Here is a 26268-nt window from a genome sequence, read left to right as displayed (position 1 = left end):
GTCGGCAAATTTGATGGACTCCTCGGCTGCGTAGAGCAACGAAACGAGAGTTTCGAAGTGATGGAAATCGGCGGCGGTTTTCGCTGGACCACCTTCACAGCACTTCGCGAGGTGGTCACGCACTTGGCATCAAGGGCAGAGTCCGGATCTCCACGGCCGGTGAACGCATGACCGTGCTCACTCCTGTGCTTGATCCGATGAATGGTCTCGATAACCGGCCGGCGTTGCCAAAGTCTGCCGCGCGCGGCAGTGAACTGCAGTTCTCAGCCGACCTAACTGAAGTCATCGCCATTTGGGTCGCGGAGATCGCCGTGCACGATTCGAAACGATCCTCGTAGACCTTGTTCAGCCCCGGCGAATTTTGCGTATGGGTCATTATTTTTCGCGGAAGTCTTGATCGCGGTCGCGGTCGTCGACATGGGCGTCGATAGTTAGGGTTTTGGTGCAGAGCACGCCTCGTAGTGGGTCGCATTCGTCAACGTCGGCTACTTCATCAGCTGGGTCTGGCGAAGTCAGGAACGCGCGGTCACGAAAGCAACGACGACCACTGGGCAATCCCGGTGCATCAGACGGCCTTATGGTGCCGGCCGACACGGTGCACCCTGTGTCGACAGCTGAAGATGGTCGTGCCTTCAGCGGTACCACCGATCAGATTCTGATCACCGCCCGCCTCAACCCGCAGGAAGTGGATATGTCCGGATTTCTAAAGTTTGCCTGGCGGGCTGCAGCTGGGCCCGCTCAGGCGGGCACGATGCCCTCAGCGCGGGGCGGGCGTAATTGGTCTGAGGTCGCGATGAAAAAATTGTGGAGCGTCAGTGTCAGGCGTCGCGTTCGCCAATGAGTCTGCCCAACGACGGAAAGGTTGTAGTCGGGGTCAGGAGGGCACTCGCGGATACTTCTATATCGGGTCACGAAGCCAGCGATACCCTCGACCTTTTGATGCATGGCGCATCCTCGCTCACGCGTGTTGTCGAAGCCGGAATTTTGTTAGCTGATAGCAATCAACACCTTCACGTTGTCGCCTCTTCGAAGGAGAGAAGCGGTGACGTCGAGGAAGCGCAGTTGGGCTTTGAACAGGGGCCGTGCCTGGTGGCGTTTCGAACCGGTGAAACTTTGGATGTGCCCCACATCGCTGCATCTTGGCGCGCTTGGCCTACGTTCGCTGCCATCGCCGAAGCCCGCGGGTTCCAGGCGGCGCACCTGGTCCCCTTACGTCTCCGGGGACACATCCTCGGAGTGTTGTGTCTCTTTTTGGAGGAGTTTGGCCCAATGAATGACAAAGATGCTGCGTCGATCGAAGCCTTGGTCCGTGTCGCGACGGCCAACCTCGACGAGGAATTGCAGCAAGCACTCGACGCTCGGGTGACGATAGAGCTCGCCAAAGGGGTCCTCGCTCAGCAGTATGGCGTGCCAATGGGCGTCGCGTTCTCACTCTTGCGCGCTCATGCGCGGAAGACGGATAGGCGGCTGAGCGAAATCGCCAGGAAAATTGTGGATAGTCGAGGCAGGTTTAGATGATTTTGAAGACCGTTCGGATGTGTCTTGGTCACGCCCCTCTACAGGGTGTGTTTTCTACGGCAAGAGTGGCGCCGGATTGGGTCAGCGGCGAGTGCTGTGGGCATGTCACTTCTACCGGCATCGGGTCCAGATCGACCGGTGACAAGCTTTTGCCCCTCTCCTTCCGTGAGCCCGGGCATTCCAGCTGCGGAGGCCTCCTGTGTGGCGTAGTGGAATCTGATGCTGGCTTTCGAAGCGGAATAGTGTGGTGACGCCATTGTTCGAGGCAACCGATCAGCGGAAGCTGATGCAGAGCATGGCTTCGGGCAGTCAAGCTGCGTTCGGCCTGATCTACGATCAGTTGTGTGTTCCGACGTTTGCGATCTGCAATCACTATCTGAAGTCCTCGGCCGCGGTCGACGAGGCCATGTGTGGCCTGTGGCTGTACGTTTGGCAACATGCGGCCCTGTTGTCGGGGCTTGAAGGCTCGCCTTGGTCGATCATCATTGGGACAGCGGAGCGCCACGCCGAGTATTACGCTCAGGCAGAGCGCCTAGCCCGAACGTCATTCAAAGTAGCGCAGGATGCAAAAAGATAGCGTGACCGCGGCGCTCACCCGCCCTGGCTCCATCGGAGCACGCACCACCAGCCCCGTAGCCCAGAACTGAAAACTAGGATACCCAGTTGCATGAGTGGAAGACTGGCCCTTGGGCGTTCCGACATGGATCGAGACGCTCACCTTCAGTTCAGCCGACTGACTCAACCCGAAAGGCCTGCGATGACCGACGCGCACGACGCCGCAGAGCTCCTCCCGCTGCTCCTCGAGCAGGAACGCATCCTTCAGTTCGACTCCTTCGACGTGGACGACGCCTGGGCCGTCGGGTCGCGGCTGGTCGAACTCGGCAACGACCGCAAGCATCCGATCGCCGTGTCGATCACGTTCGGCGACCAGCGCGTCTTCCATGCCGCGCTACCGGGCGCCTGCGCCGACAACGACGCCTGGCTCGAGAACAAGTTCCGGGTGGTGCGGCGCTTCGCCAGCTCCTCCTTCGCCGTGGGCACGCGCTTCCGGGCGAACTCCCGCGACTTCCGCACCGAGTCGAACCTCGACCCGAACACGCACGCCGCGCACGGCGGAGCCTTCCCGCTGCGCGTGCGAGGCTCGCTCATCGGCGTCGTCGGCGTCTCCGGGCTGGCCCAGCGCGAGGACCACGACCTCGTCGTCGAGGTTCTCGAGGAACACCGCAGCACCCACGGCTGACCGGCACTCGGCCTGCCCGCACCCCGACCGACGCCCGGCTGACCTGCAGCGCCCCGGGCCCGGATGTGAAAGTCTGGACCGAAGCCTCCGACCTGCTTCCGCTGGAGTATCCGTGACCGCCGCACCCACCCGTTCGATCCCGCCGTCCGACGCAGGAATGCCCGACGACCGCATCACCCTGCGGTTCATGGCCGTTCCCGCCGACGTCGCAGCCTCGGGTTCAACCGTCGCCGCCGGCAGCGTGCTCGAGTGGATCGACAAGGCGGCCTATGCTTGCGCGGTGGGCTGGAGCGCCTCCGACACGGTCACCGCGTACGTCGGTAACGTGCATTTCACCCGGCCGATCCGCTCCGGCAACCTGGTCGAGGTGCACGCCCGCATCATCCACACCGGGCGCACAAGCATGCATGTGCTCGTCACGGTCGAGACCACGGATGTCCGGGCCCGGGAATACAGTCCGGCCACCCATTGCATCCTCGTCTTCGTCGCCGTCGATGACGCCGGCAAGCCGCACGAGGTGCCGACGTGGGCACCCCACTCCGACGTCGATCGGGAATTGCAGCAGAACGCGACGGCTCGGCTCGAGCCACGCAAGCGCATCCAAACGGTTATGCGTTCACAGGAATATACCGATGACGGCACGACGCCGCGCACGGTGTTCCGTTTCCTGGCGGCTCCCGCCGACGCGAACTGGGGCGGCAACGCCCACGGTGGCACCGTGATGCGATGGATCGATGAGGCCGCGTTCGCCACAGCTGCGGCCTGGAGCTCCGAGTCGGCCGTGGCCGTCTACTCGGGTGGCATCCACTTCTACCGGCCGATCCAGATCGGTCACATAGTCGAGGTGGATGCTCGGCTCATCCACACCGGCAAGCGCAGCATGCACATCAGCATCCGGGTGCGCTCCGGCAGCCCGCGCACGCCGCACGATCTGCAGCTCACGACGCAGTGCATGAGCATTTTCGTAGCGATCGGGGCCGACGGGCACGCCGAGCCGGTGGCACCGCTGACGCTGATCACCGCGGAGGACAAGCGGCTCGACCAACACGCCCGTGACTTGATGGAACTCCGCGCGCCGCTGGTCATGATGCCCGTCGACCACCTGCACCTGCCCTAGCCGACCCGCGCCTGCCGTCGCGAAGCTGCGCCTGCCGTCGCGAAGCTGCGCCTGCCCTCGCGAAGCTGCGCCCGCCCTAGCCGATCGAGCCCTCGCTACCCGAACGAGCCCTCGCTACCCGAACGAATTCGACGGAGATTTTGCTCTAGACAGTGTGTTTTGGAGCGAAAGAGCGCTCTCATGCGAAAATCTCCGTCGAATTGGTTCGGCGGCGGATGAGGTGGGACACGTGCGGGGATGCGGCGGGCCCACGGATGACTCCGGCGGGTCAGCCCTGGGTGTTGTGCGCGCGCTCGGCAGCGGCTTCCAGAGCGGCGCGGTCGCTCTTGGGCAGCCGCGCGACGTAGGCACGCTTGAGTTCGGCCCAGCGGGGCATCGACACCTGGTTGGCAGGTGCCTGCTCGGCCTGCTCGGCGGAGTCGGCGCGGTCGGCCATGATGCTCAGCCTCGCCCGTTGTCTGACGCGGTGGTCTGCCCGGACTGGCGCGACAGGAATTCGCGCTTCAGGGCCGCCCAGCGAAGCTGGGAAACGTAGTGGGTAACGGTAGATCCGGTTGTATCGGCCATAGGTCTCTCAGTCTCAAACGTGGTCTGAACGGCACGCCGCTGAGCCTGGTTCAATGAAGGAGCGATCGAGATTGACACGGTTGAACATCGGGATCTGTCACGGTTGGGCATCGAGATGAGTACCGACCCACCACCATCAGTGGACGGGATCGCAGTTGGACCAGTGTACCGCGTCGCCCGTGAGCCCCACCAGCCGCAGCCCGGCATCCGCCCAGACGCTCGGACTAGAGTCGACCGGATGCAACCGCCTCTCCCTTCCGTCGGAACCACCGCCTCGACCCAAGCTGCGCCGGGGAACATCGTGGAGCCAACGCCGTTCACGGGCTTCGTGCAGGTTCGCGGGGCGCGGGAGAACAACCTCCGCAATGTGGATGTCGATGTTCCCCGGGACGCCATCGTCGCCTTCACCGGGGTCTCCGGATCCGGAAAGTCGTCACTCGCATTCGGCACCATCTTCGCGGAAGCCCAGCGCCGCTTCCTGGAGTCCGTTGCGCCCTACGCCCGCCGCCTGATCCAGCAGGGCCACACCCCTCAGGTCGACGAGATCGCCGGGCTGCCGCCGGCCGTCGCCCTGCAGCAGCGCCGGGGCGCCCCCAGCTCCCGGTCGAGCGTCGGCACCCTGACCACCCTGTCCAACTCGCTGCGGATGCTGTACTCCCGAGCCGGCATTTACCCGACGGATGCCCCGCGCCTCGAGTCGGACTCCTTCTCCCCCAACACCGTGGCCGGCGCCTGCCCGCGGTGCCACGGCCTCGGCACGGCGCACACCGTGACCGAGGCAACCCTCGTGCCGGACCCGACCCTGAGCATCCGTGACGGCGCCATCGCGGCCTGGCCGGGCGCTTGGCAGGGCAAGAACCTTCGGGACATCCTGATCACCCTCGGTTACGACGTGGACACCGCCTGGCGGGACCTGCCGCGTGAGGCGCGGGACTGGATCCTCTTCACGGAGGAGCAGCCCGTGGTGGAGGTCACCCCGCAGCGCGACCGGATCGCCAAGCCGTACCAGGGCCGATTCTGGAGCGCCAAGAGCTACGTGCTGCACACCCTGGCCGACTCGAAGAGCCAGAGCCAGCGGGAACGCGCGTTGCGTTTCGTTGAATCCGGCCCGTGCCCGCTGTGCGACGGCAGCGGCCTCACTCCCGCGGCCCTGGCGGTCACCGTGGCCGGCCGGTCGATCGCCGAGCTCAACCTGCTGCCCTTGACCGGGCTCGCCGAACTGCTACGGCCGACGCTTCTGCCGGGTGCCGGCGATGGCCCCGCGGAGCCCGGTGCTGCCCCTGGTGCCGGAGACCCGCACGCCGCCGAGCCCACGGAGGCCGCGATCACCCTCACCCGGGACCTGCTCGCCCGCATCGAGGTGCTGCTCGAGCTCGGCCTGGGCTACCTGAGCCTCGGGCGCGCGACGCCCACCCTCTCCCCCGGCGAGATGCAGCGCCTCCGCATCGCCACCCAGCTGCGTTCGGGACTGTTCGGCGTGATCTACGTGCTCGACGAACCCTCGGCCGGGCTGCACCCGGCCGACGCCGAACCGCTGCTGCTGGTGCTGGAGCAGCTGAAGGCATCCGGCAATTCGGTGTTCGTCGTCGAACACAATATGGACATCGTGCGACGGGCCGACTGGGTCGTCGACGTTGGGCCGCTGGCCGGGGCCGGCGGCGGCGCCGTGCTCTACAGCGGTCCGATCGCCGGTCTGGCCGACGTGCCGGAGTCGGTCACCCGGCAGTTCCTGTTCCCGTCCGCGCCGGAAGGGGAACCGGAAGCGGAACCGGTCCCGACCGCGCCGGAAGCGGAACCGGAAGCGGAACCGGTCCCGACCGAGCCGGAAGCGGAGCCGGTGCCGACCGCGCCGGAGGCGCCCCGGCCCGACGCCCTGCGCACGCCCGATCGCTGGCTGGGGCTGCACGGCGTCACCCGGCACAATCTCCGCGGCGTCGACGCGACCTTCCCCCTCGGCGTACTGACGGCGGTGACCGGGGTGTCCGGTTCGGGCAAGTCCACCCTGGTCAGTCAGGTACTGGCGGATGCGGTGCGGCTCGCCCTGCATCCGGACGCCGACGCATCCGTTGCCTCGGAGCCAGACGAAGACGCCGACGCCGCAGACGAGAAATCCGGCGTCGCCGAGCCGCGCGCGCGGGTCGACCGGATCAGCGGGCTGGAGGCCGTGGGCCGGCTGGTGCGCGTGGACCAGAAACCCATCGGCCGCACCCCGCGCTCCAACCTGGCGACCTACACGGGACTGTTCGACGCGGTGCGCGCGACCTTCGCAGCCACCGAGGGGGCGCGCAGCCGCGGCTACGGCGCCGGGCGGTTCTCCTTCAACGTGGCCGGTGGCCGTTGCGAGACCTGTCTCGGCGAGGGCTCGGTGAGCGTCGGTCTGCTCTTCCTGCCCGGCAGTTACACGCCCTGCCCGGCCTGCCAGGGCTCGCGCTATAACCCGGAGACCCTCGAGGTGACCTACCAGGGCAAGTCGATCGCGGAGGTGCTCGGCCTGAGCGTCGAGGAGGCCGCCGGCTTCCTGGCCGACGTACCGGCTGCCGCCCGCAGCCTCGCCACCCTGCGTGAGGTCGGGCTCGGCTACCTCCGGCTCGGCCAGCCGGCCACCGAGCTCTCCGGTGGCGAGGCGCAGCGCATCAAGCTCGCCACCGAGCTGCAGCGTGCCCGCCGCGGCCACACGATGTACCTGCTCGACGAGCCGACCACCGGCCTGCACCCCGCGGATGTCCGCCTCCTCCTGGCCCAGCTGGGACGCCTGGTCGACGCCGGCAACACGGTGATCGTGGTCGAGCACAACCTCGACGTGGTGGCCGCCGCCGACTGGGTGATCGACCTGGGTCCGGCCGGCGGCGATGCGGGCGGCGAGATCGTGGCGACCGGAACCCCGGATGCCGTCGCGCGGCATCCGCGCAGCCGCACCGCTCCCTATCTCGCCCGCCGCCTCGCGGGCGGCTAGTCCAGACGGGCGCGTGCCATAGATTGGGAGGCGTACGTGCCGGCGCAAAGGAGCTCTCATGACTGGTTGGCGGATCCGCGACTTTCACTCTGATGACCTGGACGGCATCCTCCGCCTCTGGGAGGAGATCACGGCCGCCAAGACGGAGCCCGTCTACGGGCTGTCCGAGGTGCTGGCCTCCTGCCAGAAGGACGACGCCGTGATCGCCCTTCACGGCGACGAGGTCGTCGGGGCCGCCGTGGGCCGCGCCGCACACGCCCAGGGCTGGGTGGTCTTCCTGGCCACCGCGCAGCGCTACCAGGGGCGCGGCATCGGCACGGCGCTGCTGGCTGCCCTCGAGAAGAAGATGTCCCGGCACGCGTTGACCAAGCTGTCCGCGCTGATGCCCGAATCGGCCACCCGCGTCGACGCCTTCGTGAAGCGCGGCTTCGAGGTCAAGCAGCACCTGCGCTACTTCGAGCGCCACATCCCGGTGCAGCGTGAGGAGCTGCGCTCGCTCAGCGAACTGGGTGGGCGCATCCTGCCCCGCGACCTCTGGGAGGGCGTCGGCGGCATGCGCACCGAGAAGGAGCTACTCGAGCGCCGGCTCGTCATGCCGCTGGCCAAACCGGACATGGCCGAGCAGTACGGCGTCGTGCCGCCGAAGGCGGTCGTGCTCTTCGGTCCTCCCGGAACCGGCAAGACCACCTTCGCCAAGGCCATCGCGTCGCGCCTGGAGTGGCCCTTCGTCGAGGTCTTCCCGTCGCGGCTCGCGGCCGACCCCAAGGGCCTCGCCGGGGCGCTCCGGGAGACCTTCCTGAAGATCTCCGAACTGGAGCATGCGGTCGTCTTCATCGACGAGGTCGAGGAGATCGCGGCGCAGCGCGGCGGTGAGCCGCCCTCGGCCCTGCAGGGCGTCACCAATGAGCTGCTCAAGATCATCCCGGCCTTCCGCGAGCAGCCCGGCCGACTCCTGGTCTGCGCCACGAACTTCATCCGCGCCCTCGATTCCGCCTTCCTCCGGCACGGGCGCTTCGACTACGTCATACCGATCGGGCTTCCGGATGTCGCCGCTCGCCAGGCCATCTGGGAGCGCTATATCCCCGAAGGCAGGAAAGGCACGGTCGACCTCGATGCGCTTGTCGCCGCGAGCGACGGGTTCTCCCCGGCCGACATCGAATACGCCGCCCGGCGTGCCTCCCAGCAGGCTCTGGAACGCGCACTGTTCGAGGGGGCGGACGAGTCGACGCCCGGCGGCCCGAGCACCGAGGACTATCTGGCCGCGATCCGGTCGACCCGCACCACCGTGTCCGCCCAGGTCGCCAGCGAATTCCTGGAGGACATCGAGCTGCTCGCCCGGCTCTAAGCCCGGGCGACGATCCTCAGGCCTCGAGCCCCAGTTCGGCGCGGCCCGATTCCTGGATGAACTCGGTCAGGGTGGCCTCGATCGTGGCATAGGACCAGCGGTACGCGGCATCCTCGTCACGCTCGTGCAGGGCCTCGGCCAGCTGGTTGTGCCGGTGGGCCGAGGGTGGTGTGTACTCGGTGATGGTGAAGCGCTTCTCCTCTTCGCGCGTGCGCAGGAGCGCGGCGACCGTGCCGGCGAAGTGCCCCATCACGCTGTTGCCGGAGCCGCTCAGGATCAGGGAGTGGAAGTCGATGTCGGCCTCGAGGAACCGACGGCCGTCGCCGGCGAGGTCGGCCGCGACCATGGCCTCGGCTGCCGCCCGCACGGCGTCCAACTGCTCCGCCGTCATCAGGCGCGCGCTCAGCCGGGCGGCCACGGGTTCGATGCCGAGACGCAATTCGAGCATCTCGCGCATCTGGGTGAGATAGTCGGTGCCGCGGCCGCGCCAGTAGATGATCTGCGGGTGCATCAGGTCCCAGGACTCGCGGGGCAGCACCTGGGTGCCCACCCGCTGCCGCGGCTCGACCATGCCCAGCGACTGCAGCACCCGCAGCGCCTCGCGCAGCACCGAGCGGGATACCGCGAATTCCGTACTGATCAGGTCAAGGTCCAGGATGTCGCCGGGCGGGAATCCGCCGTCGACGATCTGTTGGCCCAGCGAGTTCAATACCCGCGCGTGAAGTCCTCGTTCACGCCACACTCCGGCGCCCGCCCCACGGTTCATCTCTGCTTCTCCCTGCGGCCTGGCCGCGCGCGTCGCCGCGTCATCGCGGCGTCCCCCATCGTGATCGTACCGGCGTTGGTCCCGGAGTCGCGATTCGTGTGTCACACTCAAATATCTGATTAATCAGATTATTGGACAATGAGGTCGCAGTGAAGCAGCCTCGGAATGGAAATTCAGATGATTCTTCCCTGTGCGGTCCCGGTGGTTCCGATCGAACCGGCCGGCAGCGACCTCCAGCTCATCATCGCCGCCCTCGTCGGCGTCGCGGTGATCATCCTGCTCATCACCTGGCTCAAGGTGCATCCCTTCCTCGCCCTCTCGATCGGGGCCGTGGGCGTCGGCGTCGGGGCCGGTTTGGCTCCGGCCGCCGCCGTCACGAGTTTCAGTACCGGCTTCGGCTCCACCATGGCCGGCGTCGGCATCCTGGTCGGCTTCGGCGCCATGTTCGGCAAGCTGCTCGCCGACTCCGGCGGAGCCGACCGCATCGTCGACTCGCTGGTCACCCGCTCGAGCGCCCGCACCCTGCCCTGGACGATGGCCCTGATCGGCGGGCTGATCGGCCTGCCGATGTTCTTCGAGGTCGGCCTCGTGCTGCTCATCCCGGTGATCATCCTGGTGGCCCGCCGCAGCGGGCTCTCACTCATCCGCATCGCCATCCCGGCCCTCGCCGGCCTGTCCGTCATGCACGGCTTGGTGCCGCCGCACCCCGGCCCGCTGGTGGCCGTGACCACGCTCGATGCGAACCTCGGGCTCACCCTCGCGATCGGCGTGCTGATCGCCATCCCGACCGTCATCATTGCCGGCCCGATCTTCAGCAAGTACGCGAGCCGCTGGGTCTCCGTGCCCGTGCCGGCCCTGTTCCTCACCAACGAGGAACAGGGTTTGGGCGAGAACGCTCGCCGACCGAGCTTCCTGATCACCATCTCGGGCATCCTGCTCCCCGTCGTGCTGATGCTCGCCCGGTCGATCGCCGATGCGACCAACCCGGGCTCCACCTCGCCGCTCAACGCCACGCTCGACTTCCTCGGCACCCCGATGATCGCCCTCGGCATCGCCGTGATCTACGCCATGATCGTCTTCGGTCGCGGTGGCGGCATGGACCGCTCCGCCGTCGCAAAGTCGCTCTCCGACTCCTTGCCGCCGATCGCGGGCATCCTGCTCATTGTGGGCGCGGGCGGCGGATTCAAGCAGGTATTGATCGACACCGGCATCGGCACCGTCATCGCCGACGCCGTGGCCGGCAGCAGCATCTCGGTGCTCTTGCTCGCCTGGTTCGTCGCGGCCCTGATCCGGGTCGCCACCGGCTCCGCCACAGTCGCCACCGTGACGGCCGCGGGCATCCTCGCCCCCGTCGCCGCCAGCCTGGGCGGCACGGATGTCTCGCTGATGGTTCTCGCCATCGGCGCCGGATCCCTGTTCCTCTCCCACGTCAACGACGCCGGATTCTGGCTGGTCAAGGAGTACCTCGGCACGACCGTCGGGCAGAACCTGAAGACCTGGACCGTGATGGAATGCCTCATCTCCGTGGTCGGGCTTGCGGGCGTCCTCCTCCTGAATATCGTGATCTAGCATGTTCGACACCCAGCAACCCGTGCTCGTGATCATGGGCATCTCCGGATCCGGCAAGTCCACCGTGGCAGGGCTTCTCGCCGGCCAGCTCGGCTGGGACCTCGAGGAGGGCGACGACCTGCATCCTCAAGAGAACATCGACAAGATGTCGGCCGGCCGGCCCCTGAACGACGAGGACCGCGCGCCCTGGCTCGACACGGTCTCGTCGTGGATCATCGAGCACACCATGGCCGGGGTGCCGGGCATCATCACCTGCTCGGCGCTCAAACGCCGCTACCGCGACGTGCTGCGCGAGCACAACGTGATCTTCGTGCACCTGACCGGATCGACGGACCTGATCGGTCGCCGCCTAGCCGCGCGGCACGACCACTACATGCCGACCTCCCTGCTCGATTCGCAGGTGGCCACGCTCGAGGTGCCGGACGCCGACGAGCGTGCGATCTCCATCGACGCCGGCCGCGCGCCGGCGGAGGAGGCCGCCGAAATCGTGCGGCGACTGGGGCTCACGCCCCGTCCCGGGTCGTCGAGCCTGGGCGCGCCGGAACCGGGCAAGTCATCGGTGCCGCGCCCCGTCCCCCGGCCGAGGACGTAGGCCGACCAATTTCCCCGTTCCTCCGCCGGACCGCGGTGGCCCGTCATTGATGACGAGCCACCGGCGGTCGTTACCCAAAGGGGGTTGTGGGCGTGTGCCTATTCGAGGATGCCGCAGGCGGCCGGGTCCGTCGCTTCTGCAGGCAGGGTCGGGTCGAGTTCGCTTGCACCTCGGCTGAAGTCGTACTCGCCGTTACCGTTGTAGTCGACGCCATGGATCACGACGACGCCTTCGCCCTCGCGGATGGAATCAGCGATCTCTTTCGCCGACCCTGTGCCGTCGGGTCCGGGGTAGCCCGTTCCCGCCACCTTGGTGATGCGGATGTTATCCCGGCTGTAGTGGTAGCTGCCGCTCTCAGACACCGGGAAACGAGTCACATCGAGAAAGCTCGCGGGAGTCGTGTCACCTGTTGTGTTCAGCGACACAACGACAGGACCGTACGCGGGAATCCCCTCAACGGTGTTCAAGCGGCCATCACCGTTGCTGTCCAGTGCCAGTGTGGGGCACTCGTTCAACGCTTGCTCGCCGTAGTGGATGTGTTGCGCATGCGGAGCGTTCGGCGACAGCCCAGAAGCATGCACTTCAATGTGCGTGATCCTCTGGTTGCGAACTGTTGCCGCAGCCGTTCCGGATGCCCCGGAGCCGTTGAGCTCCGTGAGATCGGCGGACAGTGAAACCGTTTTTTGGTCGCCGGAGTGCCCAGGACTGTGCGCTTGAGCTGCGCTGGACCCGAGTGTGGCCGCCGCGAGCAACGCAACGGCGGAAGCCCCCAGAATTCCTATGGAATGTCGTTTCACGATTGTCTCCTTGGTTAGCCGCCAACGAGACGGTCTCGCTGGTCGTGGATAGTTCGTAACGAACACTAGTGAGGTTTGGTCATGTTGGGTGATTTGTGCACTTTCTTTGCCGCCCGGCCACGATCGGAGTGGAGCGCGAACGAATTCTTGAGCGGGTCTGGCGAGTGTCGGTGGCATGAACTACACTCGCAGAATCGAATAAATGTTCGATGAAATCAAGGGAGCCACGCATGCCTCAGATCATCGACGCGGTCGTCAACGTGGAGCTGTCCGTCGACGGCGACCCGCGCGCATTCATCTGGAACCGGTTCGAGCACACCGTCATCGGCCAGCCGCAGGCGATCTTCACCCGCACCCGCTGGTGGGAGAACGCCGGCGGCGTTCCGTCCCGCATCGACACCGAACTCTGGCGCCTCGACGCCTCGCGTGGCGACGAGGAACAGCACCGCTACGACCTGCGGCGCGACATCGACGGGTCCTGGGTGCTCGCCCTCGACTGGGGGTGAGCCCGCTCCCAGCCGGCGTCGATCCGCCCGGGTATAGCCTGAGGGGGTATCCAAGGTTCAACGATCGGCCAGACGGATGCCCAGACCACAATCCGGACGGAGGCGGCATGCTGCACACGCGCGACGCGATCTCGTTCCGTGGTGGCCGCCGGGTCGTTCACTCCGCCGTCCTGGCGGCGCTCACGCTGGCCGCGATGCTGCTCTGCCTGCTTGCCGTGCATTCGGCCGGCCCGGGGCACGGCCTGGGCCATGCCCCGGGTCACAGCCTCTCCGCCGCCGCAGCCGCAGCCACAGCCACGACCACAGCCACGACCACGACCACGACCACGACCATTACAACGGCTACGACCGCGACCGCCGCAGGAGCTCTGACCGCGGCAGTGACCATGACCGCGATGACGGCCGGCCCGCATTCCGGGGCTGAGCACACCGCAGCATCCGCCGGCGCCGTCAGCAGCGCCGACACGAATGCGATGTCGGGCATGGCCGCCCTCGCGACGACCTGTTCCCTGCTGCTGGTCCTCGGCGGCCTGGTCCTGCTGTCCCGGCACCCGTCGTTCTGTCGGCGCCTGCTCGAGGCCGCCGGTTTCGTCGTCGGCTCCTTCCGGGAGATTCCGCTGCACCTGCACCGGCCCAGCCTCACCCTGCTCTCCATCAGCCGCATTTAGGCCGAACCCGTCGCCAGCGCACCCCACCGGGCTGCGCGGCCCGGCCGCACCCCGGCCCCCGGTTTCCAACCCTTTTTGTCGACGAATGGAACAACAATGCTCAGCACCATCCGCACCACCCGCACCCTTCGCACCTCAATGATCACCGCCGCGGTGCTCACCACGGCGCTCACCCTCAGCGCCTGCGGCGGCACCCCGGCTGCCGATGCCCCGGCGGCCGGTGGCAGTACCGGCGGCTCCAGCACCACCGAGTCCGCCTCCGCCAACGCCGCGGACGTCGACTTCGCCCAGATGATGATCCCGCACCACGAGCAGGCCGTCGAGATGAGCGACAACCTCCTCGCCAAGCCGGGGACCGACCCGCGCGTCGTCGCCTTGGCGACCGAGATCAAGGCTGCGCAGGAGCCCGAGATCACCCAGCTGACCGACTGGCTGGGCGAGTGGGGCGCCGACACGGGAGGCATGTCCGACATGGACCACGGCACCGACGGCATGATGAGCGAGGCCGACATGATGACGCTGGACGAAGCCTCGGGCGCCGACGGCGACCAGGTGTTCCTTGAGCTGATGATCGTGCACCACAAGGGCGCGATCGCGATGGCGCAGACGCACCAGGACGAGGGCAGCAACGCCGACGCCCAGGAGCTCTCGGCCGCCATCATCGCGTCGCAGTCCGCCGAGATCGCCGTCATGACCGACCTCCTCACCGAGTTCTGATGCTGACGACTCCCCGGAGAACCCTCCGCCTCGGCGGCGCCGCCGTGGTCACCGTCGGCCTCGCGGCCGCTCTGGCCGGCTGCGCACCCACTCCGGCTGCTCCGTCGGCCGGCGCGCCCGCCACCACCACGGCGGCCTTCGAACACATCCACGGCCTTGGCGCCGACCTCTCCACGGGAGCGACCTACGCCGGCACGCACCAGGGCGTGTGGCAGATTCCGACCGGCCTGCTCCCCGACAGCTACCTCGCCGGAGCGCCGGATGCCGGGCTCACCCGGCCCACCCTGAGCGACGGCCCGGCCTTCGACGCCATGGGCTTCACGGTGGCCGGGCCGGGCCTGCTGCTGGCGTCCGGGCATCCGGGCTCCGACCAGTCCACGTTGACGGGCCCGAATGTGGGACTGATCAGCAGCACGGATGCCGCGGCCAGCTGGACGAACGTCTCGCTCGCCGGCGAGACCGACTTCCACGACCTCGACGCGGTGCCCCTGCCACAGGAGGCCCTGCGCGTCTTCGGCTACGACTCCGCCGCCGGCACGGTCAGCATCAGCGACGACGACGGCGCCACCTGGTCGACCGGGGCCTCGGTGGCGCTGCGCGACCTCGCGGCCGACCCGGCGAACCCCGACCGGGTCTTCGCGACCACCGAGGACGGCCTGGCCGTGAGCGACGACGCCGGGCGCACATTCGGGCCGGTCTCCGGCGCGCCGATGCTCTACCTGATCGACGTTCAGGATGCCGCGGCCGGCGGCGGTGTCGTCGGCATCGACCCGGACGGCGTGGTCTGGCGTCAGGAGGCCGGAACCTGGAGCCGCGGAGGGCAGACCGAGGGCACCCCGGAGGCCCTCGCTTTCGTCGGCGGCGGTACGCCCTGGCTCCTCGCCGCCGACCAGCGCGGGGTCGTCGCGAGCGACGACTTCGGCCTCACCTGGACCGTGCTCGTCGCGGACCAGGCTTAGACCGGTGCGACGAATGCTCGAATCCGGCCCCGGGGACATACTCGCAGTGACGGGCACCCCGTCCGCCACGGAAGGAGATCGATCATGATGTGGGGTTACAACGGAGGTCCGGGCTGGACCATTTTCTTCAGCCTGCTCATCATCATCAGCATCGCCACGCTCGTCGTGCTGGCCGTACGCCTGTCGGCCGGAAGCAACGACCGGCGCGGACCTGGCTCACCTCCTGGTGGGACCGGCACCCCGGGCACCCCCGGGCGCAGCCGGGCCCGCCAGATCCTCGACGAGCGCTTCGCGTCCGGCGAGCTGACCCAGGAGCAGTATCTCGAGCAGGTCCGGGCCCTCGGCGAGGGCCCGGCGTGAAACCGCTCAGCCGCCGGGCCGCACTCACCCTCGGCGGCCTGGGCGTGGCCGGCACCGTCGTCGGCGGCGCCGGGCTGCTCTGGAGCCGCCCGACGGACCCGTCCGTCGACCGGGGCGTCGCCCCGGAGCCGCTCTCCGGCTTCGCGGACGGCCAGCCGCTGCGCGAACCGCCCGAGTTGCGAAGCGTCGACGGGCTGCTCGAGGTGCGACTGGAGGCTGCCCAGGGGCCGGCCGAGATCGGCGGCCGCACCGTGACGGTCCTCGCCTACAACGAGGGTCTGCCCGGCCCGACCCTGCGCCTGCGGCCCGGCGACCGCCTGCGGGTGCGCCTGCGGAACGGGCTCGCCGACCTCACCAACCTGCACGTGCACGGCCTGCACGTCTCCCCGGAGGGCAACAGCGACAACCCCTTCGTCATGATCGAGCCCGGCGCCGCGTTCGACTACGACTACCGGCTGCCGGGCGACCACCCACCCGGCCTGTTCTGGTACCACCCGCATCACCACGGACTGGTCGCCGACCAGGTCTTCGGCGGCCTGTACGGGGCCATCCTGATCGACGACCCCGAGCCTGTGCCGGTGGCCCGCGAGCGGGTGCTGGTGATCTCCGACCTCACCCCGGACGGTGCCGTCGGGGTTGCCTCGGCCGGCCAGGCCGAACGGATGCGCGGCCGAGAGGGCCGTCTCGTGCTGGTGAACGGGCAACTGAAGCCCCGCATCGACATCCGCCCGGGCGAACGCGAGCGCTGGCGCATCGTCAACGCCTGCGTCTCGCGGTACCTGCGGCTGAGTCTCGACGGTCTGGGGATGCAACTGCTCGGCCTCGACTCCGGCCGGTTCGAGACACCCCGCGACGTGGAGGAGGTGCTGCTCGCGCCCGGTAACCGGGCCGACCTGCTCGTCACCGCGGCGACCTCGGCAGGCGGCGCGACCACCCCGGCCGCACTCCGCGCCCTGCCCTACGACCGCGGCAGCACGGGCATGGGCATGGGCGGCATGATGGGCGGCGGCAGCGGCTCGTCCACCCGGACGGTCGACCTTGCCACGGTGACCGTCTCCGGCGAACCGGTGGCCGCGGCATCCGACGTTCCCCGCCGCGCGGCGGAACGCGACCTGCGCGGCGCCGGCGTGACGGCCCGCCGCGAGCTGGCGTTCGCCATGGGCATGGGTGGCGGCATGGGCGGCGGGGGCATGAGCTTCACCATCAACGGCGAGCCGTTCGACGGCGACCGGGTCGACACCACCGTGCAGGCCGGCGGCGTCGAGGAATGGCTGCTCTCGAACTCGAGCCCGATGGATCATCCGGTGCACCTGCACGTCTGGCCGATGCAGCTCATCGAGCGGAACGGCCGCGTCGTCCAGGCGGCCGAGTGGCAGGACGTGGTCAACGTGCCGGCCGGCGGAACGGCCCGGGTGCGCATCGCATTCGACGACTTCCCGGGTCGCACGGTCTACCACTGCCACATCCTCGACCACGAGGACCTCGGCATGATGGGTGTGATCGACGCCCGAGGCGGCTCCGCGCCCGGCGCCGGGTAGGCACGCCACAGCCCCGTGCGGCGCAGCCGAACCCACCACGACCACCACGCTCGCAGCCGGCTCCCAGCCGCCCCGGGTCGGACAGGCTGCTCGCCTAGAATGAGCCGGAAAGAATCGAAGGACATGAAGCACACTGGGTTGTTCCGGCGCACACCGCCGGTCACGGTCGACACCGGCCGCCTCGCCGATTTCGGTTACCTCGACCCAGGTGCGGTCTATCTCGACTCCGCCTGTCAGAGCCTCCGGCCGCAGCCGGTCCTGGACGCCCTGACCGAGTACTACACGGCGTACAACGCCTGCGGCGGGCGCGTGAAATACGCCTGGGGCACCCGCGTCGACCGGAAGGTGCAGGACACCCGCAAGGCGGTTCTCGACCTGCTCGACCTGTCCGGCCGCAGCCACGCGGTCTCCTTCACCCTCAACACGACCTTCGGCCTGAACCTGCTGCTGCAGCAGCTGCCGCAGGGCCGGTTCGGCCGGGTGGTCACGAGCCACATCGAGCACAACTCGGTCTTCCTGCCCACCATCACGGCGGCCACCCGGCTGGGCGTGCCCCGTCTGGTGCTCGACCGTGCCCCGGACGGCGCCCTGGTCTACCAGCCGGCCCAGCTCGAACGCGCGGTCGTGGTCGTGAACGTGGCCTCGAACATCGACGGCCGCCTGCTGACCAACCTCACCGACCTGGTGCGCGACACCCACGCCCGCGGCGGCATCGTCATCCTCGACGCCGCCCAGGCGATCGCGCACGAACGCACCCTGCTGGCCAGAACCGAGGCAGACGCACTGTGCTTCTCCGCCCACAAAACGTACGGCGCCAGCCTCGGGGTGGTCGTGGCCACCCAGGAGCTGCTCGGATCCCTCGCGCTCACCTTCGTGGGCGGCGGCATGGTGACGAATGTCCGTGAAGACTCCTACGACCTGCTCACCGACGACCCGGGCGCCCTGCTCGAACCCGGTCTGCAGGCCTGGGGCGAGATCATCGCCCTCGGCCGCGCGATCGAGTGGCTGGGCCAGGTGCGTCCCGGCGGACGGCCCGCGGCGGAGCACCTCCAGGGGCTCTCGCAGCGCCTCTTCGAGGGTCTTCACGACATCCCCGGCCTCACCCTCGTGAACACCGAAGCCAGCCCCGTGATCAGCGTCTACGCGCCGAAGCAGGACTCGCACCGGCTCGCGGTGTTCCTCTCCCAATCGCAGATCATGGTGCGCAGCGGATACTTCTGCGCCCACCACTACCTGAAAGACCAGCTCGGGCTGCCGCCGCTGCTGCGCTTCTCGCTCGGACTGCACTCAACCACGGCCGACATCGATCAGGCCTCACAGGCCCTCGCGCGCCTGATGAAAGGCCTCTCCTAAGTGTTCTGTATTGCCGCATTCATCGTTCTCGTCTTCATGGCTGCCGTATCGGCCCGCTACCGCCGCTACCTCGGCAAGGCGTGGAACTGCACCCTCCGCCGCGTCACATTCCGCCCCTGCGACACCACCTTCAAGCAGGACATCAAGGATCACCTGCTGGCGCCGCTGGCGGTGCGAAGTCCGAAGCTGGTGGGCCCGGCATCCGTCGCCCTCGAGGTGGTCGCGCTGCTCGTGGTACTGACCACCGTCTGGAGCGCCTACGTCGTCGTCAAGAGCGGCGTGAACCTCTACGTCTACGGCACCTGCAACAAGCAGGATTCCGCATCGTGCAGCCTGGGCGCCGAGGCCTGCTCGATCCCCGACCAGACGCCCACCTTCGGCGAATCGCTCCTGTCCGGCGACGTGATCGGCGCGTTCGGCAACGACTTCGCCAGCCTCGGCGAGACCTTCTCGGCGATCCCCTCCCGCATGCAGAACTGGGACGCCGAGGAGTACCTGCCGGCCAACGCCAGCTACCTCACCGTGTACGACAAGGAGAAGGAGACCGCGCTCGAGGTGATCGACCCCGGCTGCACCTACTGCCTGCAGCTGTTCAACAACATCGAGGAGGCCGGGTTCGACGACCGGATGAACCTCACCTACATCGCCTACCCGATCGCCTCCGCCGACGGTTACAAGTTCCAGAACTCGCTGCTCGTCACCCAGTACCTCGAGGCGCTGCGGCTGAACCCGCTCGAGGGCGCTGAGACGCCGGTCGACTGGGAGATCCTCCGCCGGATCTACACGGAAGACGACGCCAACGGCGTGTCCTGGCAGAGCGTGCTCAACGGCGCCGAGCCGGAGACCGCCACCGCGCTGCTGCAGGACTGGTCGGCCGAGTTCGGCCTCAGCCCGGAACAGGTCGCCGACGTGGCATCCGTCGCCGCCTCCGACGAAGTCGCCGACATCATCGCCGCGAACACGCGACTGGTCGAGGAGAGCATTCACACCGTGAAGATCCCGTCGATCATCTTCGACGGGCGCCGGCATGACGGCCTGGTCTCGGTCGACGACCTGGAGTAGCCGACCAACGGGTGTTCGAACCGGAGGGACCGGCGGGACCGGCTATACCGGCTTGACGACCATTAGTACGACCACGGCCACCAGGAGCAGCGAGGCGATCCCCGAGCCCATGGCCACGCGCGAGTAGCCGGCGACCTTCGTGCCGGCGACCCGGGTGCCGCTGGCGGACTGCTCGGCGAGGAGCTCCGAGGCCGACTTCAGGGCCGGGATCACGAGGAACAGGCTGATCGCCAGCGCTGCGGCGTAGAGCACGATCGAGAGCCAGACCCAGGTTGAGGCGAAGGAGACGTTGTCCCGGAATCCGAGTGCGCCGAAGCCGAAGAACACGACCAGCACCGACAGCAGGGTGAAGATATTGGTCGACTTCGCCAAGGAGGCCACCTGGCCCGCTTCGCCGGCGCGCATGGAGCGCATGGCAGTCATGGGGAGGATGGCCATGGGCCCGACGATGAAGACGCCGGAGACAATGTGCAGGGTGCTGAGCAGTGGTTCCATTTCTTCAGCGTAGGCCCGGGCGGCGCCCTCGGGTGAACCGACACGTTCGAGGGGTTGGCGGCGGCCCGCACCCCTCAGGGCTGTCGCTTCGAGGCCCCCACCTCGGGGTGGTCGTCGGGCAGGGCGTTCCGGGAGCCGGCGCGCAGCAGCACGAGGTTCTTCCGCTCCCAGTCGAGCAGGGCCTGTCGCTGCGGATCGATCGCCCGGCCTTCCGCGCAGGCCGCCGCGGTGCGCCCGCAGACGCAGGCCAGCGGCTTGCCCGCCACGGCGTGGTGCAGCTGCCCGATCCGCCAGAGCACGGCCATCGCCCAGTCGAGCTGGCGGTGCGCAAGCTCGGTCTTCCGCTCCGCGCGCCGCACCAGGTCGCTCTCGAGGAGTGCGCGCACCCGGGCGCTCTTCGCGGGGTCGGACTCGCCGGCCACGACGCCGCGCAGCTCCGCCACCTGCGCGGCGAGCCCGTCGATCGCCGCTTGCCGTTCGGCATCCACCACCGCCGACTTCTCGGCGAACAGGCGGTGATTCTCCTGCTGGTCGGCGTACTGGCCGACCCACAGCTTGATGTGCTCCGCGTCCCGGCGGGTGGCCTTCTCCGCCCCCAGGTGGTGCAGGCAGGATGCGCAGACCACCTGGTCGGTCGCCGAGGTGAACGTGAACGGCTGCAGCGACTGGCAGCAGAAGCACTGCGCCCGGATGGCCACATGCAACGGATACGGGTGGGTCACGGTTGGTCCTTCGCTAGCCTTGGTCAGCCTTACCGCCGAGCGTACCAATCGGCGGGATGCCCCGGGCCGGCCCTTTCTCGCAACATCCGGCCGGGCACTCATCCGGCCACGGTCCGAGCGCGGTGAGCGCGCAGCGTTCCGGTGCCGGGGCCGGCGTCAGTCGCTCGAGCAGCAGGTCGACGAGCCCAGCCACAAACGTCGGGTGGAGGCCTGGGGTCGACACCCGGGCGAACCCGAGGTTGTGCGCGGCGGCAGTGGCAGCCGCCTCCGTGTCGAGGTCCCAGGTAACCTCCATGTGGTCGGAGATGAACCCGATCGGAACGACCACGACGGCACGGGTGCCGGCCGCGGCGAGCAGGGTGATGGCGTCGTTGACGTCAGGTTCGAGCCACCGCATGCCGGGCGGGCCCGAACGTGACTGGTAGGCCAGGGACCACGCCGGGGTGGCTCCGGCCTCGGCGCCATCGGCCGCCGCAGCGGCAACCGCGGCCATCACCACCTCGGCGACTGCTCGGTGTTGAGCCTCGTAGGCGCCGCCGGTGCCGAAGGATCGCTCGCGCGGGCCGCTGCGCACGGCATCCGCCGTCGGAATGGAGTGGGTCGTGAAGAGCACGTGCACGTCGGACGGGGCCAGGCCCCGCCGGGCGAATTCGGCGAGGGCAGAGCAGACTCCCACCACGAAGGGCGCGATGAAGCCGGGATGGTCGAAGTAGGGGCGCACCGCGTCGATGCGCACGGTATCGCCGAGCCCCGTGGCACCCTGCGCCTCAGCCAGATCCTCCCGGTATTGCCGGCAGCTCGAGTAGGAGCTGTACGCGCTCGTCGTGAGCGCGAGCAGCCGGGTATGTCCGGCGCCGACGGCCTCGGCCACGGCGTCCCCCAGGTACGGAGCCCAATTGCGGTTTCCCCAGTACACCGGCACGGCCGTGCCGCGAGCGGCCAGTTCGTCCTGGAGCGCGTCGCGGAGGGCGCGGTTCTGGGCATTCACCGGGCTCACACCGCCGGAGGCGCGGTAGTGGGTGGCCACGGTTTCCAGGCGGGCTTCCGGGATTCCGCGACCACGGGTGACGTTGCGGAGGAACGGAATTACGTCGTCCTGGCCCTCGGGGCCGCCGAACCCGAGGAGGATGACGGCGCCGTACCCGGTCGGCTCCACGCCAGTGACAGACCCTGAGCCAGTCACTGGCGCTGGCTCAGGCACCAACGAGTGCCGAAGCCGCGCCAGGCTGGAACGGGCAGGCCGGGTCCTCGCCCAGCGGATCACCGCTCGAAGCGAACGCGCGGGCTCGGGAGCCACCGCACAGGTCCGCGTACTCGCAGCTGCCGCAGCGACCGGTGAACTCCGTCGCCCTGATCTGTTTGAGCAGCGGGTTGTCCCGGTAGATCTCGGCCAGCGGGGTCGTGCACACATTACCGAGCCCGAGCGGAAGGAACCCGGCCGGGTAGACCTCGCCGTCATAGGCCACGAAGACGATGCCCTTGCCGTCGCGGGTCGACGCGGTCTGCGCCCTCGGCAGGCCTGCGGGCGGCCCCATCAGGGTTTCCAGCCGCGCGGACAGGGACGTGTACCCTGCGCTCGTCGGCGCAGGGTCGCCGGCCCGGCGGCGGGCCACGACGCGCCGGAAGAAGGGTGCTTCAACCGTGCGCACGATGAAGCCGTGCTGGGAGGCGTCGAAGAGGAAGTGGCAGATGTCCTCGTGCTCGGCCGGGGTGACGGCCTCGGTCGAGACCCCGCGGCCGACCTGAACCAGGAAGAACACCTCCCAGATCGCGGCTCCGGCGTTCTTGATCAGGGCCGCGACATCGGCCAGTTCTTCGACGTTGGCGCGCATGACGGTCGTGTTGACCTGCACGGTCAGCCCGGCTGCAGCGAGGGCTCGGATCGCCGCCACGGTGTCGTCGAAATGGCCCGGGATGCCGCGCACGCCCTCATGGGTTGCGGCGACGGCGCCATCGAGGCTGATCGACACCGCCTTGACCCCGCTCGCCACGATCCGTTCGATCATCTGCGGTGTGAGGGTCGGCGTCACCGAGGGGGACAGCGCCGTCGGCAGGCCAAGTCCGGTGGCGTAGTCGACGAGTTCGAACAGGTCCGGGCGCATCAGGCAATCTCCGCCGGTCAGCACCAGAATCGGGTACGGCCGGCCGAAACCGGCTACCTGGTCGATCAGGTCCTTGCCCTCTGCCGTTGTGAGCTCACCCGGCAGCGCCTGCATCGTGGCGCTGGCCCGGCAGTGTTTGCAGGCAAGCGCGCAGGCCCGGGTCGTTTCCCAGAACACGAGCATCGGGCGCTGCGCATAGTCCGGGCCCTTTCCGCGGCGGGCGGCAGGCAGGGTCGGCAGTACAGCGGTCTCGCCGAGGGGGATGCTGAGCCCGCTCATGCGGACACCTCGTTCCGGGGACGAGCCTCACTCAGAAGCTGCACGATGCTGTCGGCCGTGCGCTCGGCATCCGCCACGCAGCTGGCTAACCCGACCCCGCGGTAGGCGGAACCGGTCAGGTAGAGCCCCGGAAGTTGGCCGAGGGCTTCTTCCGCGGCGACCAGCCGGCCCTGGTGGCCGACGATGTACTGCGGCATCGCCTGCAGCCAACGTTCGATGTGCTGTTCGGTGGGTCGCCCGGTGAGACCCATGGCCTCGACGAGCTCCGCATGCACCCTGCTGACCAGGGTGTCCTCGTCGAGGTCCAGCCAGCGCTGATCGCGGCGGCGACCGACCATGCAACGGATGATCACGGTGCTGTCATCGGCGAGGTGCGGCCACTTGGCACTGGACCAGGTGCAGCCGACGATGAGCCTGCCCTCCTCCGGCGGCACCAGGAAACCCGTGCCGGTGAGGTTGCGGGCGACCGCGGAGCGCGGGTACGCCAGGCAGATCGTGGCGACGTCGACGTAGGGGATGCCGGCCAGCGCGGCGGCCAGGTCGGGGGCCTCCTCGCGCACCATGTCCGCCGCAGCGAACGCGGGGGTGGCGAGAACCACCGCATCGGCCTTGAGGACCGTGCCATCGCTCAGCGTCACCTCGTAGCCGCCGATACTGCGCGACACGGAGTCGACGGCCGTATTGAGGCGCACCTCGTCGCCCACGACGCGAGCGGCCAGCGCGTCGATCAAACGGGCCAGCCCGCCACGGAGCGTGACGAGCACCGCCCCGCCGGCACGCTTGGATGCGGCCGGGGCATTCCTGCGCCGACGACGCAGCCCGAGGTAGAGGCTGCGATTGCCGCGGGCGAGCGCTTCGATGTCGGGAGCAGTGCTGCGGGCGCTGAGCTCGTCCGCCCGGCCGGCATGCACGCCGCCGAGCAGCGGATCGACGAGGCGGTCGAACACCTGCTTGCCCATTCGCGGTCGTACGAGTTCGGCGATCGTGGGATCGTCGGGCAGCGCCGCCGGAGCCGCCTTCACCAGGTCCAGGGCGGCGCGGCCCAGGCCGAGGGGGGAAAGCAGCCGGGATTTCATCAAGGGCAGCAGGCGGTCGGGAATCCCGAACAGGGTTCCGGCGGGGAGGCGGCGGAGCTTCCCGCGCGACCAGATCCGGGCGCCGGACCCGGCGGGGGCCACGACGAGGTCGCCGAGGCCAAGGTCCTCGATGAGCGCCGCCGCCACCGGTGCCCGCACCATCAGCGCGTCCGGTCCGACGTCGACGAGTTGCCCGCCGAACTGCTCGGTGGAGATCTTGCCTCCCAGTCGCGCCCCTCCCTCGACGAGGGTGAGTTGCACTCCGTCGCCAAGCCGGCGGTGCAGATAGTGTGCTGTCGCCAATCCGCTGATTCCGCCGCCGACGATGACGACCCGTGGTTGAGAGAGCACTGTATATTCCTCCAGTTGCCGGTGAATCCGGTGCAACCGGTAACCTGTGGCAATTTCGTTACTTCGATCCTACGACCGTCGACTCCGGCCATTCCGCGTCGGCCGTCACCGACGACCGCCGATCAGAGGGCGAATCGCCGCTCGGACCGGGCCCTGATCGACGCTGCACTCCTGCCGAATCAAGACCATATTCTCTACTCTGCATATTCCGTCGGGCGGTCGCGCGAGACAGTGGCGACGGCGCGCTCCACGGCCGCGACAGAGAGGGCGACGTCCTCCGCATCCGTCGACCAGTTACTCACCGAGACCCGCAGCACGTCGCGGCCCTGCCAGTGGGAACCCGACATCCAGGTGGTTCCGTCGGCGAGCAGCGCCTCGGTCACTCGGCGGGTGAGCTCGTCGTCGCCGAAGCTGACGCAGACCTGGGTGAAGACCACGTCGTTCAGTACCTCGGCGCCGGGGATGCGCGCCAGCCCGTCGGCGATGGCCCGGGCTCGATCGGCCAGACGTTCCACCAGCTCCACGGTGCCCGACCGGCCCAGGGAGCGCAGTGCCGCCCAGACCGGAACGCCACGTGCCCGGCGCGACAGTTCGGGAACCTTCTCGTAGGGGTCGCCCGGACCGGTCTCGTCCGCGAACAGATAGCTCGTGTGCACGCCGAAGGTGGACCGCACCTCGGCGGGCCGGGCCACGATGGCCATGCCGCAGTCGTAGGGCACTTGGAGGGTCTTGTGTGCGTCGGTGGCCCAGGAATCGGCGGTGTCGAGGCCCGCCAGCCGTTCGCGGTAACGCGGGCTGGCGGCGGCCCAGAGGCCGAATGCGCCGTCGACGTGCACCCAGGCGCCGTGTTGGTGGGCCAGGGTGGTGAGTTCGCCCACCGGATCGAAGGCGCCGGAGTGCAGGTTGCCGGCCTGCAGGCAGACGATTGCGGGGCCCGCGACCTGGTCGAGTCGGGCCGCCAGGGCAGTGGGGAGCATGCGCCCCTGGGAGTCGGACGCAACGACGATGGGGGCGCCGAGTCCTAGGTAGCGGAGGGCCAGGTCGATCACCGCGTGGCGCTCCTCGCCCACGTAGACGGAAACGCGCGGGGATCCGGACAGACCCAAGGCGGCGACGTCCCAGCCGGCGTCGCCGAGAACGTGATCGCGCCCGGCGGCCAGACCCACGAAGTTCGCCATGGTGGCCCCGGTGGTGAAGCCCACGTCGGCCCCGGGCGGCAGCCCCAGCAAGTCGAGGATCCAGCCGCCGGCGGCCTCCTCGGCGGCCGCGGCGGCCGGGGTCGCGAAGCGCATGCCGGCGTTCTGGTCCCATGCGCTGACCAGCCAGTCGGCGGCCAGGGCTGCCGGCAGCGTGCCGCCGATCACCCAGCCGAAGAAGCGGCCGGAGGGCATCGCCATCAGGCCAGGTTCGGACAACCGGGCCAGTTCGTCGATCACCTCCGCCGGGTCCGTCGGCTGAGCCGGCAGAGGTGCCGCGAAGCCCGCGGCGAGGGTGTCGGCGTCGGCCTGTGGACCTACCGGACGGGTCGGAACGGAGGCGAGCCAGCGCATCGCATGCGTTTGCGCCCGCTCCAGCGCGGCACGGTAATCCTCCGGATCAGCCGACATGCCGCGAGC

The 26268-nt window shown here is 68.7% G+C and carries 26 protein-coding genes; 17 read left to right on the top strand and 9 right to left on the bottom strand.

The window, feature by feature from the left end; genetic code table 11:
• The first annotated feature begins 167 nt into the window (after window positions 1–167).
• The 5 genes from E3O67_RS17050 to E3O67_RS13945 all read left to right on the top strand — a co-directional run bounded on the left by E3O67_RS17050 (window position 168) and on the right by E3O67_RS13945 (window position 3875).
• Window positions 168–338 (top strand): hypothetical protein, encoded by a 171-nt coding sequence (locus tag E3O67_RS17050; RefSeq protein WP_166786933.1) that lies wholly within the window; start codon window positions 168–170, stop codon window positions 336–338.
• A gap of 499 nt (window positions 339–837) precedes the next feature.
• The gene (locus E3O67_RS13960) at window positions 838–1518 is read left to right on the top strand and encodes a GAF and ANTAR domain-containing protein (protein WP_135102970.1); all 681 of its coding nucleotides are present in this window, start codon (window positions 838–840) and stop codon (window positions 1516–1518) included.
• Window positions 1519–1762: 244 nt separating this feature from the next.
• Window positions 1763–2095: a hypothetical protein gene (locus E3O67_RS13955; RefSeq protein WP_167726660.1), complete on the top strand. Its 333-nt coding sequence runs from the start codon at window positions 1763–1765 to the stop codon at window positions 2093–2095.
• Between the two features lie 180 nt (window positions 2096–2275).
• Window positions 2276–2758 (top strand): heme-degrading domain-containing protein, encoded by a 483-nt coding sequence (locus E3O67_RS13950; RefSeq protein WP_134428708.1) that lies wholly within the window; start codon window positions 2276–2278, stop codon window positions 2756–2758.
• A 112-nt stretch (window positions 2759–2870) separates the two neighbouring features.
• Complete coding sequence (locus tag E3O67_RS13945; RefSeq protein ID WP_338145386.1) at window positions 2871–3875, top strand: hotdog domain-containing protein; 1005 nt, start codon at window positions 2871–2873, stop codon at window positions 3873–3875.
• A 268-nt stretch (window positions 3876–4143) separates the two neighbouring features.
• On the opposite strand, the gene E3O67_RS17045 is transcribed toward E3O67_RS13945, so the two are convergent.
• Window positions 4144–4311, bottom strand: a complete 168-nt coding sequence (locus E3O67_RS17045; RefSeq protein ID WP_167726658.1) for a hypothetical protein — start codon at window positions 4309–4311, stop codon at window positions 4144–4146.
• 369 nt (window positions 4312–4680) lie between these two features.
• On the opposite strand from E3O67_RS17045, the gene E3O67_RS13940 reads away from it, so the two are divergent.
• Together E3O67_RS13940 and E3O67_RS13935 are read left to right on the top strand one after the other, a co-directional pair.
• Window positions 4681–7395, top strand: coding sequence for an excinuclease ABC subunit UvrA (locus E3O67_RS13940; RefSeq protein ID WP_167726656.1), 2715 nt, complete (start codon window positions 4681–4683; stop codon window positions 7393–7395).
• Between the two features lie 58 nt (window positions 7396–7453).
• Window positions 7454–8740 (top strand): ATP-binding protein, encoded by a 1287-nt coding sequence (locus E3O67_RS13935; protein WP_134428706.1) that lies wholly within the window; start codon window positions 7454–7456, stop codon window positions 8738–8740.
• A gap of 16 nt (window positions 8741–8756) precedes the next feature.
• Here the strand turns inward: E3O67_RS13935 and E3O67_RS13930 are convergent, their stop codons facing one another.
• Window positions 8757–9506 (bottom strand): FadR/GntR family transcriptional regulator, encoded by a 750-nt coding sequence (locus E3O67_RS13930; RefSeq protein WP_134428704.1) that lies wholly within the window; start codon window positions 9504–9506, stop codon window positions 8757–8759.
• 177 nt (window positions 9507–9683) lie between these two features.
• On the opposite strand from E3O67_RS13930, the gene E3O67_RS13925 reads away from it, so the two are divergent.
• Both E3O67_RS13925 and E3O67_RS13920 read left to right on the top strand, forming a co-directional pair.
• Window positions 9684–11075 (top strand): GntP family permease, encoded by a 1392-nt coding sequence (locus E3O67_RS13925; protein ID WP_135102967.1) that lies wholly within the window; start codon window positions 9684–9686, stop codon window positions 11073–11075.
• Window position 11076: 1 nt separating this feature from the next.
• Window positions 11077–11667 (top strand): gluconokinase, encoded by a 591-nt coding sequence (locus tag E3O67_RS13920; RefSeq protein ID WP_134428700.1) that lies wholly within the window; start codon window positions 11077–11079, stop codon window positions 11665–11667.
• A gap of 98 nt (window positions 11668–11765) precedes the next feature.
• On the opposite strand, the gene E3O67_RS13915 is transcribed toward E3O67_RS13920, so the two are convergent.
• A complete protein-coding gene (locus tag E3O67_RS13915; RefSeq protein ID WP_135102966.1) occupies window positions 11766–12464 on the bottom strand; it encodes a hypothetical protein in 699 nt (232 codons plus the stop codon).
• A gap of 230 nt (window positions 12465–12694) precedes the next feature.
• On the opposite strand from E3O67_RS13915, the gene E3O67_RS13910 reads away from it, so the two are divergent.
• From E3O67_RS13910 to E3O67_RS13875, 8 genes are all read left to right on the top strand, one after another.
• Window positions 12695–12970, top strand: coding sequence for a hypothetical protein (locus E3O67_RS13910; protein WP_134428696.1), 276 nt, complete (start codon window positions 12695–12697; stop codon window positions 12968–12970).
• Between the two features lie 107 nt (window positions 12971–13077).
• Complete coding sequence (locus tag E3O67_RS17040; RefSeq protein WP_167726654.1) at window positions 13078–13638, top strand: hypothetical protein; 561 nt, start codon at window positions 13078–13080, stop codon at window positions 13636–13638.
• 96 nt (window positions 13639–13734) lie between these two features.
• Window positions 13735–14355, top strand: coding sequence for a DUF305 domain-containing protein (locus E3O67_RS13900; protein WP_241982195.1), 621 nt, complete (start codon window positions 13735–13737; stop codon window positions 14353–14355).
• Window positions 14355–15314: a F510_1955 family glycosylhydrolase gene (locus tag E3O67_RS13895; RefSeq protein WP_135102964.1), complete on the top strand. Its 960-nt coding sequence runs from the start codon at window positions 14355–14357 to the stop codon at window positions 15312–15314. The genes E3O67_RS13900 and E3O67_RS13895 overlap by 1 nt, the downstream gene beginning before the upstream one ends.
• Before the next feature lie 84 nt (window positions 15315–15398).
• Entirely contained in the window at window positions 15399–15674 is a 276-nt protein-coding gene (locus E3O67_RS13890) for an SHOCT domain-containing protein (protein WP_134428690.1), read from the top strand.
• A complete protein-coding gene (locus E3O67_RS13885; RefSeq protein ID WP_134428688.1) occupies window positions 15671–17212 on the top strand; it encodes a multicopper oxidase family protein in 1542 nt (513 codons plus the stop codon). The genes E3O67_RS13890 and E3O67_RS13885 overlap by 4 nt, the downstream gene beginning before the upstream one ends.
• A 123-nt stretch (window positions 17213–17335) precedes the next feature.
• On the top strand, window positions 17336–18565 hold the full coding sequence (locus E3O67_RS13880) for an aminotransferase class V-fold PLP-dependent enzyme (protein ID WP_166786930.1): 1230 nt from the start codon (window positions 17336–17338) through the stop codon (window positions 18563–18565).
• Window positions 18566–19627: a hypothetical protein gene (locus tag E3O67_RS13875; protein WP_134428684.1), complete on the top strand. Its 1062-nt coding sequence runs from the start codon at window positions 18566–18568 to the stop codon at window positions 19625–19627.
• A gap of 42 nt (window positions 19628–19669) precedes the next feature.
• On the opposite strand, the gene E3O67_RS13870 is transcribed toward E3O67_RS13875, so the two are convergent.
• The 6 genes from E3O67_RS13870 to E3O67_RS13845 all read right to left on the bottom strand — a co-directional run bounded on the left by E3O67_RS13870 (window position 19670) and on the right by E3O67_RS13845 (window position 26259).
• Window positions 19670–20122 (bottom strand): DUF2269 family protein, encoded by a 453-nt coding sequence (locus E3O67_RS13870; protein ID WP_135102963.1) that lies wholly within the window; start codon window positions 20120–20122, stop codon window positions 19670–19672.
• Window positions 20123–20196: 74 nt separating this feature from the next.
• Window positions 20197–20844, bottom strand: coding sequence for a hypothetical protein (locus E3O67_RS13865; protein ID WP_134428680.1), 648 nt, complete (start codon window positions 20842–20844; stop codon window positions 20197–20199).
• 13 nt (window positions 20845–20857) lie between these two features.
• Window positions 20858–22069, bottom strand: coding sequence for a ferrochelatase (locus E3O67_RS13860; protein WP_135102973.1), 1212 nt, complete (start codon window positions 22067–22069; stop codon window positions 20858–20860).
• Window positions 22038–23225, bottom strand: a complete 1188-nt coding sequence (locus E3O67_RS13855) for a TIGR04053 family radical SAM/SPASM domain-containing protein (RefSeq protein WP_134428678.1) — start codon at window positions 23223–23225, stop codon at window positions 22038–22040. Before E3O67_RS13855 ends, E3O67_RS13860 begins: the two co-directional genes overlap by 32 nt.
• A complete protein-coding gene (hemG, locus tag E3O67_RS13850) occupies window positions 23222–24652 on the bottom strand; it encodes a protoporphyrinogen oxidase (RefSeq protein WP_167726651.1) in 1431 nt (476 codons plus the stop codon). Before hemG ends, E3O67_RS13855 begins: the two co-directional genes overlap by 4 nt.
• Before the next feature lie 194 nt (window positions 24653–24846).
• Window positions 24847–26259: an aminotransferase class V-fold PLP-dependent enzyme gene (locus E3O67_RS13845; protein ID WP_134428674.1), complete on the bottom strand. Its 1413-nt coding sequence runs from the start codon at window positions 26257–26259 to the stop codon at window positions 24847–24849.
• Between the last annotated feature and the right edge of the window lie 9 nt (window positions 26260–26268).

Source organism: Cryobacterium sp. TMT3-29-2 (genome assembly GCF_004564305.1).
GTDB classification, from domain to species: domain Bacteria; phylum Actinomycetota; class Actinomycetes; order Actinomycetales; family Microbacteriaceae; genus Cryobacterium; species Cryobacterium sinapicolor.
The sequence above is the reverse complement of the archived record's forward strand: the minus strand, read 5'-3'. Positions and strand labels throughout refer to the sequence as shown.